The sequence below is a fragment of the Sphingomonas sp. 320_CC genome (genome assembly GCF_059691795.1).
In genome coordinates this window covers 281,116-295,851 of the sequence record NZ_JCAWAE010000002.1, presented here as the reverse complement: position 1 = coordinate 295,851, position 14,736 = coordinate 281,116, and the positions used below count along the sequence as shown (strand labels likewise).

At 65.7% G+C, this 14,736-nt stretch carries 15 protein-coding genes and 1 pseudogene; 10 read left to right on the top strand and 6 right to left on the bottom strand.

The window, feature by feature from the left end; all coding sequences use genetic code 11:
* Positions 1-55: 55 nt before the first annotated feature.
* The 5 genes and pseudogenes from AC59GX_RS08220 (at position 56) to AC59GX_RS08200 (ending at position 3,843) form a co-directional block, all read left to right on the top strand.
* Entirely contained in the window at positions 56-592 is a 537-nt protein-coding gene (locus AC59GX_RS08220) for a glycoside hydrolase family 108 protein (RefSeq protein WP_426279850.1), read from the top strand.
* Positions 593-680: 88 nt separating this feature from the next.
* A pseudogene (locus AC59GX_RS08215) lies at positions 681-914 on the top strand (3TM-type holin); the annotation flags it as partial.
* 205 nt (positions 915-1,119) lie between these two features.
* Entirely contained in the window at positions 1,120-1,662 is a 543-nt protein-coding gene (gene hslV, locus AC59GX_RS08210; protein ID WP_056053053.1) for an ATP-dependent protease subunit HslV, read from the top strand.
* Positions 1,663-1,781: 119 nt separating this feature from the next.
* Positions 1,782-3,077 (top strand): ATP-dependent protease ATPase subunit HslU, encoded by a 1,296-nt coding sequence (gene hslU / locus AC59GX_RS08205; protein ID WP_426279849.1) that lies wholly within the window; start codon positions 1,782-1,784, stop codon positions 3,075-3,077.
* Positions 3,078-3,177: 100 nt separating this feature from the next.
* On the top strand, positions 3,178-3,843 hold the full coding sequence (locus AC59GX_RS08200) for a nitroreductase family protein (RefSeq protein ID WP_426279848.1): 666 nt from the start codon (positions 3,178-3,180) through the stop codon (positions 3,841-3,843).
* Positions 3,844-4,064: 221 nt separating this feature from the next.
* On the opposite strand, the gene AC59GX_RS08195 is transcribed toward AC59GX_RS08200, so the two are convergent.
* The 4 genes from AC59GX_RS08195 to AC59GX_RS08180 all read right to left on the bottom strand — a co-directional run bounded on the left by AC59GX_RS08195 (position 4,065) and on the right by AC59GX_RS08180 (position 7,190).
* Positions 4,065-4,331: a hypothetical protein gene (locus tag AC59GX_RS08195; protein ID WP_132896051.1), complete on the bottom strand. Its 267-nt coding sequence runs from the start codon at positions 4,329-4,331 to the stop codon at positions 4,065-4,067.
* A 57-nt stretch (positions 4,332-4,388) separates the two neighbouring features.
* Positions 4,389-5,822, bottom strand: coding sequence for a DEAD/DEAH box helicase (locus tag AC59GX_RS08190; protein WP_426279847.1), 1,434 nt, complete (start codon positions 5,820-5,822; stop codon positions 4,389-4,391).
* Positions 5,823-6,047: 225 nt separating this feature from the next.
* Complete coding sequence (locus tag AC59GX_RS08185; protein ID WP_243650061.1) at positions 6,048-6,782, bottom strand: Crp/Fnr family transcriptional regulator; 735 nt, start codon at positions 6,780-6,782, stop codon at positions 6,048-6,050.
* Between the two features lie 177 nt (positions 6,783-6,959).
* The gene (locus tag AC59GX_RS08180) at positions 6,960-7,190 is read right to left on the bottom strand and encodes a DUF6894 family protein (protein ID WP_056066769.1); all 231 of its coding nucleotides are present in this window, start codon (positions 7,188-7,190) and stop codon (positions 6,960-6,962) included.
* Positions 7,191-7,341: 151 nt separating this feature from the next.
* Between AC59GX_RS08180 and AC59GX_RS08175 the strand changes: the two genes are divergently transcribed.
* The 5 genes from AC59GX_RS08175 to AC59GX_RS08155 all read left to right on the top strand — a co-directional run bounded on the left by AC59GX_RS08175 (position 7,342) and on the right by AC59GX_RS08155 (position 12,485).
* On the top strand, positions 7,342-8,361 hold the full coding sequence (locus AC59GX_RS08175; protein WP_426279846.1) for a fumarylacetoacetate hydrolase family protein: 1,020 nt from the start codon (positions 7,342-7,344) through the stop codon (positions 8,359-8,361).
* Positions 8,362-8,500: 139 nt separating this feature from the next.
* Positions 8,501-9,790, top strand: a complete 1,290-nt coding sequence (locus tag AC59GX_RS08170) for a thiamine pyrophosphate-dependent enzyme (protein WP_056053050.1) — start codon at positions 8,501-8,503, stop codon at positions 9,788-9,790.
* A gap of 56 nt (positions 9,791-9,846) precedes the next feature.
* Positions 9,847-10,854, top strand: a complete 1,008-nt coding sequence (locus AC59GX_RS08165) for an alpha-ketoacid dehydrogenase subunit beta (protein ID WP_426280389.1) — start codon at positions 9,847-9,849, stop codon at positions 10,852-10,854.
* Positions 10,854-12,254 (top strand): dihydrolipoamide acetyltransferase family protein, encoded by a 1,401-nt coding sequence (locus AC59GX_RS08160; RefSeq protein WP_497301443.1) that lies wholly within the window; start codon positions 10,854-10,856, stop codon positions 12,252-12,254. The genes AC59GX_RS08165 and AC59GX_RS08160 overlap by 1 nt, the downstream gene beginning before the upstream one ends.
* Before the next feature lie 15 nt (positions 12,255-12,269).
* A complete protein-coding gene (locus AC59GX_RS08155; RefSeq protein ID WP_426279844.1) occupies positions 12,270-12,485 on the top strand; it encodes a hypothetical protein in 216 nt (71 codons plus the stop codon).
* Between the two features lie 119 nt (positions 12,486-12,604).
* On the opposite strand, the gene AC59GX_RS08150 is transcribed toward AC59GX_RS08155, so the two are convergent.
* Positions 12,605-13,381, bottom strand: a complete 777-nt coding sequence (locus AC59GX_RS08150; protein ID WP_497301442.1) for an SDR family NAD(P)-dependent oxidoreductase — start codon at positions 13,379-13,381, stop codon at positions 12,605-12,607.
* Between the two features lie 145 nt (positions 13,382-13,526).
* Entirely contained in the window at positions 13,527-14,723 is a 1,197-nt protein-coding gene (locus tag AC59GX_RS08145; RefSeq protein ID WP_426279842.1) for a thiolase family protein, read from the bottom strand.
* Between the last annotated feature and the right edge of the window lie 13 nt (positions 14,724-14,736).

Genomic DNA, 14,736 nt, shown 5'->3' with positions numbered 1-14,736 from the left:
GTCCTACAACGAACCAATATGGTTCGCTCGCCCCCAACAAAACCGGGAGCCAGCCATGACCATCGACCACCTCATCGACGCCGTCATCGACCGCGAAGGCGGCTACTCGAACCACCCCGCAGACCGAGGCGGTCCCACCCGCTACGGCATCACGGAAAGCGTAGCCCGCACCAACGGCTACCCCGGAGACATGCGCAATTTCCCCCGCGACCAGGCGGAAACCATCTACCACCGCCTCTACTGGACCCGCCCGGCCTTCGACCAGATCGCCCCCCGAGCCCCGAAAATCGCCGAAGAACTCTTCGACACCGGCATCAACATGGGCCCCGCGGTCGCCGCCACCTTCCTACAACGCGCCCTCAACGCGCTGAACCGCGGCGCCACCGACTACCCGGACATGATCCTCGACGGCCGCATCGGCCCCGCCACGCTCGCCGCGCTCGAAGCCTTCCTCGCCCGCCGCAAACCCGGCGGCGAAACCGTGCTCCTGAAAGCGATCGAGGCGCTCCAGGGCGAACGCTACGTCGCCCTCGCCGAGACGCGCCCGGCGAACGAAGCCTTCCTCTACGGCTGGCTCGCGAACCGCGTCTGAGGCCCCTGCGAAAACGCTCCCAGCGTGTGAACTTTGTGCACTTCCAGATTTCCGGAGACAGCCAATGACCCCACAACCCCTTGATCCAGCGCCAGACCCCTGGATCACCCGAGCCCGCCCGACGTTCCTCTACGTGATGTACACATTGCTGCTCGGCGCGATCCCCGCAGGCCTGATCGCCGCCGTCCGTCCGCAGATGGCGCAGGCGATCGCGGCGGGCATGGCGGCGTATTTGAACGCCATCCCCGAACCGCTCTACGCGCTCTTCGGCACGGGGTATCTCGGCTACACGGTGGCCAGGGAATGGGGGAAGGGGCGGTAACCACCCGAGCCTCCTTCGTCATTCCCGCGGAGGCGGGAACCCATACTGGCAAACCTCAGTGATGAACGGGTGAGGTCCGAGGGTCTGGATCCCCGCCTGCGCGGGGATGACGGATGATGGGAGAGGGGGATGGGAGGCGGCAGGGGGGCGTTGCACCCCCAAAACCAAACCCTACATCGCTGCCATGAGCAACGACCCCCAAGCCATGCCGACATGGCACGGCACCACGATCCTCTCGGTCCGCCGCGGCGGCAAGGTCGTCGTGATCGGCGACGGCCAGGTCTCGATGGGCCAGACCGTCATGAAACCCAACGCGCGCAAAGTGCGCAGGCTCGGCGACGGCAGCGTCATCGGCGGGTTCGCCGGCGCCACCGCCGACGCCTTCACGCTGTTCGAACGCCTCGAACGCAAACTCGAAGCACACCAGGGCCAGCTCCTCCGCGCCGCGGTCGAGCTCGCCAAGGACTGGCGCACCGACAAGTTCCTCCGCAACCTCGAAGCCATGATGATCGTCGCCGACAAGGACGTGACGCTGATCCTCACCGGCAACGGCGACGTCCTCGAACCCGAAAACGGCGTCGCCGCGATCGGCTCCGGCGGCAACTACGCGCTCGCCGCTGCCCGAGCGCTGGTCGAATACGAGACCGACGCGGAGGTGTTGTGCCGCAAGGCGATGCACATCGCGTCCGAACTCTGCGTCTACACCAACGACCGCCTCACGGTCGAAACTATGGATTCGACTACGTAATCCCCCTCCCGCTTGCGGGAGGGGTTAGGGGAGGGGCTGAAATACACCCCACCCACGCCTTCCGCTGCGGCCACGCCCTCCCCCGACCCCTCCCGAGCGGGAGGGGAGAAGGTAACAAAATGAACGACCAGCTCACCCCCAAGGCCATCGTCGCCGCGCTCGACGCCCACATCATCGGCCAGGCCGCCGCGAAACGCGCGGTCGCCGTCGCGATGCGCAACCGCTGGCGCCGGCAGCAGCTCAGCGAAGACCTTCGCGACGAGGTCACGCCCAAGAACATCTTGATGATCGGACCGACCGGCTGCGGCAAGACCGAGATCAGCCGCCGTCTGGCGAAACTCGCCGACGCGCCGTTCGTGAAGGTCGAGGCGACCAAGTTCACCGAGGTCGGCTATGTCGGCCGCGACGTCGAGCAGATCGCCCGCGACCTCGTCGAGGAAGCCATCCGCCTCGAAAAGGAACGGCGTCGTATAGCCGTCAAGGACAAGGCGGAGGAGGCAGCGATGGGTCGCCTGCTCGACGCGCTGGTCGGCAAGGATTCGAGCACCGCAACGCGCGAAAGCTTCAAGCAGCGCTTCCTCGACGGTCACTTGAACTCTGCCGAAGTCGAGATCGAGGTCGAGCAGGCGCCGACCACGCCGTTCGAAATCCCCGGCGGCGCGCCGCAGATGATCAACCTCGGCGAGATGATGAAGTCGTTCGGCGGCGGCCAGCAATTGAAGCGGCGGAAGTTCACCGTCCACGCGGCCTGGGACAAGCTCGTCGAGGAAGAGGCCGACAAGCGGCTCGACCAGGACGAGGTCAGCCGCGCGGCGCTTGCCGACGCGGAAGCCAACGGCATCGTCTTCCTCGACGAGATCGACAAGATCGCGGTGTCGGACGGCCGCGGCGGTTCGATCAGCCGCGAAGGCGTCCAGCGTGACCTGCTCCCGCTAATCGAGGGCACGACGGTTGCGACCAAGTACGGCCCGATGAAGACCGACCACATCCTCTTTATCGCCTCGGGCGCGTTCCACGTCGCAAAGCCGAGCGACCTGCTCCCCGAATTGCAGGGTCGCCTGCCGATCCGTGTCGAACTGAAAGGCCTCACGGAAGCCGACTTCGTCGCGATCCTGTCCGACACGAAGGCGTCGCTGCCGCTGCAATACAAGGCGCTGATCGCCACCGAAGGCGTCGGCATCGAGTTCACCGAAGACGGCATCGCCGCGATTGCGCGCATCGCCGCCGAGGTGAACTCCGAGATCGAGAACATCGGCGCGCGGCGTCTGCAGACGGTGATGGAAAAGCTGCTGGAAGAGGTAAGCTACAACGCCGAAGACCGCGGTGGCTCGAACCTCGTCATCGACGGTGCCTACGTCGACAGCCAGCTCAAGGAAATCGCCCGCAACACCGACCTGAGCCGCTTCGTGCTGTAATTGTTTTCCTGCGAATGCAGGAATCCAGGGTAACAAGGCAAAACGCTCGTAAACCCTGGACTCCTGCGTGCGCAGGAGAACAAATTGGCGAGGAGAAACCATGGACGTGACTGAAGCCATAGCCGCTCGCCGCTCAGTCCGAGGCTTCCTCGACACCCCCGTCGATCCCGCGCTACTCCGCGACCTCGCGATAAAGGCGTCCCGAGCGGCAACCGGCGGCAACCTCCAGCCCTGGCACATCGCCATCGTCCAAGGCGAACCCCTGGCCCGCCTCAAGGCGACGATGGTCGAAAAGCTAGCAACCGGCGCAACCGAAACCCCAGCCTACGACGTCTACCCAAAAGACCTCGCCGCTCCCTACCGAGACCGCCGTTTCTCGGTCGGCGAAGCGATGTACGCCCACCTCGGCATCCCCCGCGACGATAAGCCGGCGCGGCACAAATGGTTCGCTCGGAACTTCGAATTCTTCAGCGCCACCGCCGCCTATTTCTGCACGGTCGACCGCCGCATGGGCCCGCCGCAATGGTCGGACCTCGGCATGTACCTGCAAAACCTGATGCTGCTCGCGGTGGAAGCCGGCCTCGCCACCTGCCCGCAGGAATGCTGGGCGATGTACCCGGAGACAGTCGGGAGGGTCTTGGATCTGCCCGAAGACCGCATGCTCTTTTGCGGCATGGCGATCGGCTACGAGGACAAGAGGGCACCTGCCAATGCGTTGCGCACGGAGCGTGCGGACGAGGCGGAATGGCTGACAACGATCCGCTGATTTAGGCCATCGACCCTAACCAAGACATCACCCCGGCGAAGGCCGGGGCCCAATTGGGTGACGATGGTAACGGAGCGAAGCACCTCGTCACGTCGGCTTACCAATTGGGCCCCGGCCTCCGCCGGGGTGGAGTGCATGTGCTGAGTGCTCGTCGCCAAGCTTGTTCACCCGCGAAGGCGGGTGCCCAGACTGGGTCCCCGCCTTCGCGGGGAAACAAGTTTTTAGAGCACCACCGTCACCGGCTTGGCCCCCTTGATCCCCGCAAGGATCATAGCCTCCCAAACCGCAGGGTCACCCGCCGCGGCCATCGCCTTGTCAGGCTCGCGGAGAGTCTTCAGCACTGCCAGCGCATCGGGCAGATAATCCGCCCACGCCGCATCGATCAACCGCGAAGCCGACTCGGCATCGCCGCCGGCGTTCGCGCTGATCCGCTGTCCCGCCAGCACGCGTGCGACGCGTTCGGCGACAGGTGTAGTGGAAACGTCCATGAGCATTCTCCTCGCGGGACCGGTCTACACCAAACCCGCGAGGCGAACGAATGCTCCTTAGCGTGCCGAGCTCGGACCCGCGCCACGGCTCGGACCACGGCCGCCGCCACCAGCCGGACGACCACCGCCGCCCTGACCACCAGGACGACCACCGCCCTGCGGACGACCGCCGCCACCTTGGCCGCCGCCGCCACCCTGGCCACCACGGCTCGCACCCGCATAGTTACGGCCGGTCGTCCCGGTCGCCCGCGGCGAATGCGTCGCGCGCGGCCGTGCCGGATCGCGCGGACGATCGATCCGAACCTCGGGATCGGCACCCATCGTCTTCACGCGCGTCTGCTTGATCTGGTTCGACAGGTTGACGAAATCGTCCGGCAGCGACCGGACCTGGACCTTCTGGCGGGTGATCCGCTCGATGTCGCGAAGGTAAGCCTTCTCGTCATCCGCGCAGAACGCGACGGCGATGCCGCTCGCGCCCGCACGCGCGGTACGGCCGATGCGGTGGACATACTGCTCGGCGACGTTCGGCAGCTCGAAGTTGATGACGTGGCTGACGCCCGAGACGTCGATGCCGCGTGCGGCGATATCGGTCGCGATCAGGACCTTGACCTTGCCCTGCTTGAACTCGCCGAGAGCCCGCTCGCGCTGGCCCTGGCTCTTGTTGCCGTGGATCGCGTTCGACGCGATGCCGTTGCCCGCGAGCAGCTTCACGACGCGGTCGGCGCCATGCTTGGTGCGCGTGAACACCAGCGCGCGGTCGATCGCAGGATCGGCCAGCGTGATCGTCAGCAGCGCCTGCTTCTCCGACTGGTTGCAGAAGGTGACATACTGGTCGACGCGCTCGGCGGTCGTCGCGGCCGGCTTGACCGACACGGTCTTCGGGTCGAGCAGGAACTGGCTGGCCAGCTCACGGATCGCGACCGGCATCGTCGCCGAGAAAAACAGCGTCTGGCGCTTCTTCGGCAGCATGCGGACGATCTTCTTCAGCGCGTGGATGAAGCCCAAGTCCATCATCTGGTCGGCTTCGTCGAGCACGAGGATCTCGATCATCGACAGGTTGCAGAAGCCCTGCTCGATCAGGTCGATCAGGCGGCCCGGCGTGGCGACGAGAATGTCGACGCCGCGGCTCAGGTCCTGGCGGTTCTTGTTGATACTGGTGCCGCCGAACACGGTGGTCACCGACATCTTGCTGAACTGGCCGTAGGCGCGGGCGCTGTCGGCGATCTGGCTGGCGAGTTCGCGCGTCGGCGCGAGCACCAGCATGCGGCAATGCGTCGGCAGGACGCGCTTCTGGGTTTCGGTCAGGCGCTGGATCGACGGCAGCACGAACGCCGCGGTCTTGCCGGTGCCGGTCTGCGCGATGCCGAGCAGATCGCCGCCCTCGAGCAGGATCGGGATCGACTGCGCCTGGATCGGCGTCGGCTCGGTATAGCCCTTGGCTTCGAGCGCACGGACGAGCGGCTCGGCAAGGCCGAGGTTTGCAAATGACATGTAGAGTCTCTCAAATAGATGCCGGGCTCGCGAACCCACACAAGGACGCGCGAGGGGCGGTGGTGTTTTGACACCCCGCGTGAAAAGGGAAGCCCGTTGGAAACGACCGAGGCGGAGCTAAGACCGTTAAAGGTCCAATCACGCTGCATTACGCCTCGATAGCGGCCATCTGGCGTATCACGGTCGAAAAGTCAACCTTCGGCCCGTTTTTCACTCATGGCGGAGTCAGCGGCGGATCTGCCCAAGGTGCAGATAGCGCTCGTTGAACTCGGCCGCATCGCGCAGGCGGGGCCAGTCGATCACGCTTACTTGGCGCTTCTTGCGCGCGATCAGGCCGTCGGTCTCGAGCGATTTCAACACGCGATTGACGTGGACGGGGGTGAGGCCGAGCGCATCGCCCAACTGCTCCTGCGTCATCGGCAACTCATACGCCATCGCATCGGCGAGCGTCGATTTCTGGAACCGCACCGAAAATTCACATAGCAGATGCGCCAGCCGGCTCCGCGCATTGCGCCGCCCGACATTCAACAGCCACTCGCGGTGGATCGACGACTCGATCAGCGCATCGATCCACAAGGCCTGGCCCGCCGCCGGACATGCCTCGATGAAAAGACGCAATGCCGCGATCGGCACTTCGGCAAGCGTCAGCCGCGTCAGCGCCTGGATGTCATGATCGGATTCATCGAGGAACAGGTTCTGCAGATCGACGAACTCGCCCGGCATCAGGATCGACACGATTTCGCGCTCGCCGTTCGGCGTCAGCTTCTGTCGATAGGCCAGGCCGTCCAGAATGAACGCGCACCGCGTCGGACGCTGGCCCTCGCGCAGCATATAGGTCGACGCATCGATCGTCCGGACCTTGAACGGCAAGGCCGCGATCTGCGCACGGTCGTCCGCACCCATCGCCATCCGCGATTCGAACTTCCGTAACACCTTCTCAGTCACGGTGGAGATATCCACGTGCACTCTCCGCATCCAGTGCAGGAGCACTCGTTTCTCGCTGTCACCCTCTCTGGAATAGCGCGTTGCAACAATACGCACCTTATCCCAGGATTGACCGGGCCGACAAAACCCATGTTATGACATTTATGCGCCCGATTGCCGGGACCGTGGCGAAAAACGAGGCTAGCCGTTCGCCTAGCTCGTTTCGTCGATCGTCACCGTGACCGTCAGCAGAACGCTACCCGCCTCGTTCCGTACGGCGACGCTGAACCGAGCGCCGTCGCGTGCGATCCCCGGATGATCGCTCAGATAATCACCCGCGAAAATCACCGCCTGGACGCGTGCTTCCTCGTCGTCCGCCAGATTCGTGCCGTCGTCGTCGTTCACGTGTTTATGGTTGTCGATATCGAAGAAGTATCTGGGCATGCTCACCTTCCTCGACCGTTACGCAAGTTCGAACCTATCAGGTCGACATTGGCTCCGCTCTTACCAAAATCAGGTTTGCTGCGCGCTGCATGCTCGACTTGAACTCCGTCACGGGCGTAGGATGCGTGCAAACATATAGAGGATCCGCCCCATGAAACTGGCCAGCCTGAAGCATCCCGACGCCACCCGAGGACGAGACGGCAAGCTCGTCGTCGTCTCCAACGACCTCGCCTGGTATGCCGATGCGAGCCACATCGCGCCGACGCTGCAGGCCGCGCTCGACGACTGGGACCGGCTTTCGATCGACCTCAAGAACCTGTCGACCGATCTTGAGCACGAGATGATCCCGATGCGGCGCTTCCACGAGCATGACGCCGAGTCGCCGCTGCCACGTGCGTATCAATGGGCCGACGGCTCTGCGTACGTGAATCATGTTGCGCTCGTGCGACAGGCGCGCGCGGCGGAGATGCCCGACAGTTTCTGGCATGATCCGTTGATGTATCAGGGCGGTTCGGATGGGTTCCTCGGACCCCGCGATCCGATCCCGCTCGCCGACGAGTCCTGGGGTTGCGACATGGAGGCCGAGGTCGTTGTCGTCACCGGCGACGTGCCGCTCGGCGCGAGTCGCGAGGAGGCGCTGGCGGCGATCCTGCTGGTCGGGCTGACCAACGACGTGTCCTTGCGCAACCTCATCCCCGGCGAACTCGGCAAGGGCTTCGGCTTCTTCCAGTCGAAGCCGGCCAGCGCGTTCTCGCCCGTCTTCGTCACCCCCGACTCGCTCGGCGACTGGTGGAAGGACGGCAAGCTGCACCGCAAGCTGATGGTCGACCTTAACGGCCAGCCGCTCGGTCGCGCCGAGGCCGGCGAGGACATGACGTTCGACTTCGGTACGCTGGTCGCGCACGCCGCCAAGACCCGGAAGCTCGGCGCGGGGACGATCGTCGGATCGGGCACCGTCTCGAACCGCGGCCCCGATGGTGGTCCCGGCAAGTCGGTAGCCGAGGGCGGCGTCGGCTATTCCTGTCTCGCCGAAGTGCGGACGATCGAAACGATCCAGGGCGGCAAGCCCGTCACGCCGTTCCTCAAACAGGGCGACGTCGTCCGCATCTGGGCGGAAGACGACAAGCGCCATCCGATCTTCGGCGTGATCGAGCAGACCGTCGGCGGCTGAATTCTGCGGAGGGGGAGAAAAAATCCGCGCGGCACATCGTGAATGCGCAACTCCCCCTCGCAATCTGCGTTGAAATTTTATAACAAGCCTCGGTAAGAGTGTTCCGCGGTCACAGCGGCCTCATGGAGATGGAATGACGATGGCAAGCGAGCATCCGCGCGCCAATTTGCAGCCACTTACGCTGCATATCCCCGAGCCGAAGTTCCGCCCCGGCGACGCGGTGGACTTCGCCGAAGTCGACGTGCCGCCCGCCGGCGAGGCGCGCCGCCCCGACACCGCGGACAAGGCGTCCGATTTCATCGATCTCGCCTATACGCTGGTCCGCGTGCTCGACGACGACGGCAACGCGGTCGGCCCGTGGGACCCCAAGCTTTCGCCTGACGTGATGCGCCGCATGTTGCGCAGCATGGCGCTGCTCCGCGCGTTCGACGAGCGCATGTTCCGCGCGCAGCGGCAGGGCAAGACCAGCTTCTACATGAAGGCGCTCGGCGAGGAGGCGGTCGCAGTCGCGGCGGCCTATGCGCTCGACTACGAGGACATGTGCTTCCCCTCGTATCGCCAGCAGGGCCTGCTGATCGCACGGGGCTGGAGCCTCGTCGACATGATGAACCAGATCTATTCGAACACGGCCGATAGGCTCGGCGGCAAGCAGCTGCCGATCATGTATTCGGTCAAGGAAGCCGGCTTCTTCTCGATCTCCGGCAACCTCACCACGCAATATCCGCAGGCCGTCGGCTGGGCGATGGCCTCGGCCGCCAAGGGCGACACGCGGATCGCCGCAACCTGGTGCGGCGAAGGCTCGACCGCTGAGGGCGACTTCCACTCCGCCTGCACGTTCGCCGCGGTCTACCGCGCGCCGGTGATCTTCAACGTCGTCAACAACCAGTGGGCGATCTCCAGCTTCTCCGGATTCGCCGGCGCCGAGGCGACGACCTTCGCGGCGCGCGCGGTCGGCTACGGCATCGCCGGGCTTCGAGTCGACGGCAACGACGCGCTGGCGGTCTACGCAGCGACCGAATGGGCCGCCGAGCGCGCGCGTACCAACCAGGGGCCGACGCTGATCGAGCATTTCACCTACCGCGCGGAAGGCCACTCGACCTCCGACGACCCCGGCCAGTATCGCAGCGAGGGCGAACCCAACGCCTGGCCGCTCGGCGACCCGATTAAGCGCCTGAAGGACCACCTCATCGCGATCGGCGAATGGGACGACGAGCGTCACGCCGCGCAAGACAAGGAGCTCGCCGAGCAGGTCAAGGCCGCGCAGAAGGAAGCCGAGAAGAACGGCATCCTCGGCCACGGCCTGCACCAGCCGCTCGAGTCGCTGTTCGACGGCGTGTTCGAGGAGCTGCCGTGGCATCTGAAGGAGCAGCGTCAGCAGATGCTCGATGAGGAAACGGCCAGCGGCCGTCCATGGGATCGCAAGGCATGAGCGACATGATCGAGGCACCCGTGTCCGAAACAACGGACGCCGAACCCACCACCCGCATGAACATGATCCAGGCGATCAACTCCGCCATGGACATCATGATGGAGCGCGACCCCGACGTGATCGTCATGGGCGAGGACGTCGGCTATTTCGGCGGCGTCTTCCGTGCGACCGCCGGGCTTCAGGCCAAGTACGGCAAGACCCGCGTCTTCGACACCCCGATCACCGAATGCGGCATCATCGGCGTCGCGGTCGGGATGGGCGCGTACGGCCTGCGCCCGGTCCCCGAGATCCAGTTCGCGGATTACATCTACCCCGCACTCGACCAGCTCGTCTCCGAAGCGGCGCGTCTGCGCTACCGCTCCGCCGGCGAGTTCACCTCGCCGATCACGGTGCGCTCGCCGTTCGGAGGCGGCATCTTCGGCGGCCAGACGCACAGCCAGTCGCCGGAGGGGCTCTTCACCCATATGTCCGGCATCAAGACGGTGATCCCGTCGACGCCGTATGACGCCAAGGGCCTGCTGATCGCCGCGATCGAGGATAACGACCCGACGCTCTTCTTCGAACCCAAGCGCATCTATAACGGCCCGTTCGACGGCTACTGGGATCGCCCGTCGCAGAACTGGTCGAAGCACCCGGCCGGCGAAGTTCCGACCGGCTACTACAAGATCGAACTTGGCAAGGCGAAGATCGTCCGCGCCGGCGAGGCGCTCACCATCCTCGCCTACGGTACGATGGTCCATGTCTGCGCGGCCGTCGTTGCCGAAGCCGGGATCGACGCCGAGATCGTCGACCTGCGCACGCTCGTTCCGCTCGACATCGAGACGATCGAGGCCTCGGTGAAGAAGACCGGCCGCTGCATGATCGTTCACGAGGCGACCCGCACCAGCGGCTTCGGCGCGGAGCTGTCGGCGATCGTCCAGGAACGCTGTTTCTACCATCTCGAGGCGCCGATCGAGCGCGTGACCGGGTTCGACACGCCGTACCCGCACAGCCTCGAATGGGCGTATTTCCCGGGGCCGGTTCGCATCGGCGAAGCCCTGAAAAAGATCATGAAGGACGCATAATGGCCCGCTTCACCTTCAAGCTGCCGGACATCGGCGAAGGCATCTCCGAGGCCGAGATCGTCGCGTGGCACGTCGCCATCGGCGACCGCGTCGAGGAGGATTCGCCGATCGCCGACATGATGACCGACAAGGCCACCGTCGAGATGGAATCGCCGGTGACCGGCATCGTCGTCGAACTCGCGGGCGAAGTCGGCGACCAGGTGTCGATCGGCGCCGCGCTGGTGGTGATCGAGACGGACGCGGTCGATACCGCGGACGAAGTTGTCGCCGCGCCACTGACCTCGGCACAGGCCGAGACCGCCGAACAATACGAAGCCGAGAACCCGGGCGTCGAAGAGGTCGCAACAGAAACTCCCTCTCCCCTACGGGGAGAGGGTCGGGGTGAGGGGCAGCCCCAGGCTGAAACGCCGGCAACTGCCCCGACCCCTCACCCCAGCCCTCTCCCCAACGGGGAGAGGGAGCAGCAAGCACGTGCTCTCCCCAACGGGGAGAGGGAGCAGAAGGCGCAACCCGTTCCTGCTGCTGAGGCGGAGCAAAAGGCCCACGCGCTCGCATCCCCCGCAGTCCGAGCCCGCGCCCGCGACCTCGGTATCGACCTCGCCTCGGTCAAATCCGACTCCGACCGCGTCCGCCACGCCGACCTCGACGCCTACCTCCGCTACGGCGCCGGCGAAGGCTACCACCCCCCGCACGCCAGCCGCGCCCGCGAAGACCAGCCCATCAAGGTCATCGGCATGCGTCGTCGCATCGCCGAGAACATGGCCGCCTCGAAGCGCGCCATCCCGCACTTCACCTATGTCGACGAGATCGACGTCACCGCGCTGGAGGCGATGCGCGCCGACCTCAATGCCAACCGCGGCGGCCGCCCCAAGCTGACGATGCTGCCGCTGATGATCGTCGCGATCTGCAAGACGATCCCCGACTTCCCGATGCTCAACGCGCGCTACGACGACGAGGCCGGCGTGGTCACGCGCCACGGCGCCATCCACCTCGGCATGGCCGCGCAGACCGATGCGGGCCTCACCGTCCCCGTGATCCGCGACGCACAGGACCGCAACGTCTGGCAGCTCGCGACCGAGATCACGCGCCTCGCCGAAGCCGCCCGCGCCGGCAAGCTCGCCCCCAACGAAATGGGCGGCGGCACGATCACGGTAACCTCGCTAGGCCCCCTCGGCGGCATCGCCACGACCCCGGTCATCAACCGCCCCGAAGTCGCGATCATCGGCCCCAACAAGATCGTCGAACGCCCCGTCTTCAAGGGTGACGAGGTGGTTCGCGCGAAACTGATGAACCTGTCGATCAGCTGCGACCACCGCGTCGTCGACGGTTGGGATGCGGCAAGCTTCGTCCAGGGCCTCAAGAAGTACCTCGAAACCCCCGTCCTGCTCTTCGCCGACTAAGCGAGAATGAAGGGCATGCACCGCGGAAACCTGACGATCGAGGGTAGATTCGAGGGCATGCTCGCCGGCACCGCGATCGTCCCGGCCGGCGCTACCGCCGAGATCGCCGGGATGATCGACGGCACGCTGATCGTCGAACCCGGCGCAACCGTGCTCGTCAGCGGGATGATCGACGGCGAGATCGTCGATCGCGGCGGCCAGATCACCGTAACCGGCATGGTCAGCCGCTAACCGCCGCCCTCCTACGCAGCGGAAGCGAAGAACCCAGACAATCCTCCCCCGCCAGGGGGAGGTGGCAGGCAAAGCCTGACGGAGGGGGCGGCAAGCGGAACCGCTGTTTAGGTCGCGCCTTACCCCCGGGCTTTCTGCAAGGACCCCGCAATCCGCCGCGCAAGACTGCGTGGCGTAAACCGTATCCCCTCGGCCATCGCGAAGTTCAGCGCACCCGACACCTTCACCGCCCGGTTTGCGGCCAGCGCCGCCAACCCGTCGCGCACCACCGCCGCCGGATCGCTCGCCAATCGCTCGAACAGCGCGGTATCGCCAAGCCCCGCCACATCGGCGAACTCGGTCCGCGTCGGCCCGGGGCACAGCGCCGCCACGCGCACGCCCTTGTCCTTCACCTCCTCGTGCAGCGCTTCGGAAAAGCTCAGCACGAACGCCTTGCTCGCGTAATAGACCGCCATCCACGGCCCCGGTTGGAACGACGCGACCGAGGCAAGGTTGAGTACCCCGCCAGACCCACGCGCGATCATCTGCGGCAGCACGGTATGCGTCAGCGCCACCAATGCACGGCAATTGAGGTCGATCATGCCCAGTTGCAGCGCGCTATCGAGGTCCGCGAAATCGCCCCGTGCACCGAACCCCGCGTTGTTGACGAGTATGTCGATCGGCAACGCCGCAGCTGCGATGGCAGCAATGAGCGTGTCCGGACCAGCCTGATCCGCAAGATCGGCGGCAAAGACATGCACCGTGACGCCGTGCGCCGCACGCAGTTCGGCCGCCAGCGCCTCCAACCGATCGACCCGACGCGCGGTCAGGATCAGCGCATTGCCCTGGGCCGCAAGCGCCCGCGCAAAACCTTCGCCCAACCCCGCCGATGCGCCGGTGATCAATGCCGTCGTCATAGGCCCGCACCCCTATCTAAGGAGCCGCGAACCTGCGCCGCCGCCGATGTCTTGGCAACAGCACCCTCTCGCATCAGGGAGAGGGAAGGGGCCCGCGGCGCCTTCGCCGTGGGAAGGGTGAGGGCACGCATTCACCGGGCCTGCATCAAACGATCTCGAACAACCCCGCCGCGCCCATGCCCCCCGCGGTGCACATCGACACCACCACATAGCGCACCCCGCGCTTGCGCCCCTCGATCAGCGCATGCCCGACCAGCCGCGACCCCGTCATCCCGAACGGGTGCCCGACTGCGATCGCGCCGCCGTTGACGTTGTACTTCTCCGGATCGATCCCGAGGAAATCGCGACAGTACAGGCACTGCGACGCGAACGCCTCATTCAGCTCCCACAGCCCGATGTCTCCAACCGACAACCCCGCCCGCTCAAGCAGTTTCGGTATCGAGAAGATCGGCCCGATCCCCATTTCCGCCGGGCTGCACCCCGCCGCCTGGAACCCGCGATAGATGCCCAGGATATCCTTGCCCTCGGCCTCGGCCGTCTTGCGGTCCATCAGCAACTGCGCCGACGCGCCATCGGAAAGCTGGCTAGCATTGCCCGCAGTCACGCTCGATCCCGGCCCCGAGAACTCGCCGCCCGGCCACACCGTCTTCAGCCCGCGCAGCCCCTCCAGCGTGGTGCCCGCGCGAATGCCCTCGTCCTGCGACAGGGTGACGCTCTCGATCCCGGCATGCGCGCCCTGCTTGTCGTACAGCGCCTTTTCCACCGTGATCGGCACGATCTCCTCGGCAAACGCTCCGCTCGCCAATCCGGCGGCAGCACGCTGCTGGCTCATCGCGGCGTATTCGTCCTGGGCCTCGCGACTGATCCCGTATTTCTCCGCGACGATCTCCGCGGTCTCGATCATCGGGATATACGCCGCCGGCTCCTTCGCCACGACGCTCGCGTTGACGAAGCGCGGCGCGTCCTTCGTCACGGTATAGCTGATCGACTCCATCCCGCCCGCCAGCGCGACATCCGCCTCGTCGCACATGATCGTCCGCGCCGCGAGCGCCACCGCGGTCAGCCCCGACCCGCACTTCCGATCGAGCGTGAACGCCGGCACCGACTCCGGCAGCCCGCCCGCGAAGATCGCCATCCGCCCGGCATTGCCGCCCTGCGTACCCCATTGATTGCCGACGCCCCAGAACACCTCGTCGATCCGCGTCGGATCTACCCCTGCGCGCTCGACCACCGCGTTCATCACATGCCCCGCCAGCACCGGCGCCTCGGTCGCATTGAACGCACCCCGATACGCCTTGCCGATAGCGGTACGGGCGGTCGAGACGATGGCGGCTTCACGCATGCTGGAACCTTTC

Coding starts and splice junctions, on each gene's coding strand:
- AC59GX_RS08220 (WP_426279850.1), top strand. CDS start 56: ATGACCATCGACCACCTCATCGACGCCGTCATCGACCGCGAAGGCGGC.
- hslV (WP_056053053.1), top strand. CDS start 1,120: ATGCCGACATGGCACGGCACCACGATCCTCTCGGTCCGCCGCGGCGGC.
- hslU (WP_426279849.1), top strand. CDS start 1,782: ATGAACGACCAGCTCACCCCCAAGGCCATCGTCGCCGCGCTCGACGCC.
- AC59GX_RS08200 (WP_426279848.1), top strand. CDS start 3,178: ATGGACGTGACTGAAGCCATAGCCGCTCGCCGCTCAGTCCGAGGCTTC.
- AC59GX_RS08195 (WP_132896051.1), bottom strand. CDS start 4,331: ATGGACGTTTCCACTACACCTGTCGCCGAACGCGTCGCACGCGTGCTG.
- AC59GX_RS08190 (WP_426279847.1), bottom strand. CDS start 5,822: ATGTCATTTGCAAACCTCGGCCTTGCCGAGCCGCTCGTCCGTGCGCTC.
- AC59GX_RS08180 (WP_056066769.1), bottom strand. CDS start 7,190: ATGCCCAGATACTTCTTCGATATCGACAACCATAAACACGTGAACGAC.
- AC59GX_RS08175 (WP_426279846.1), top strand. CDS start 7,342: ATGAAACTGGCCAGCCTGAAGCATCCCGACGCCACCCGAGGACGAGAC.
- AC59GX_RS08170 (WP_056053050.1), top strand. CDS start 8,501: ATGGCAAGCGAGCATCCGCGCGCCAATTTGCAGCCACTTACGCTGCAT.
- AC59GX_RS08165 (WP_426280389.1), top strand. CDS start 9,847: ATGAACATGATCCAGGCGATCAACTCCGCCATGGACATCATGATGGAG.
- AC59GX_RS08160 (WP_497301443.1), top strand. CDS start 10,854: ATGGCCCGCTTCACCTTCAAGCTGCCGGACATCGGCGAAGGCATCTCC.
- AC59GX_RS08155 (WP_426279844.1), top strand. CDS start 12,270: ATGCACCGCGGAAACCTGACGATCGAGGGTAGATTCGAGGGCATGCTC.
- AC59GX_RS08150 (WP_497301442.1), bottom strand. CDS start 13,381: ATGACGACGGCATTGATCACCGGCGCATCGGCGGGGTTGGGCGAAGGT.
- AC59GX_RS08145 (WP_426279842.1), bottom strand. CDS start 14,723: ATGCGTGAAGCCGCCATCGTCTCGACCGCCCGTACCGCTATCGGCAAG.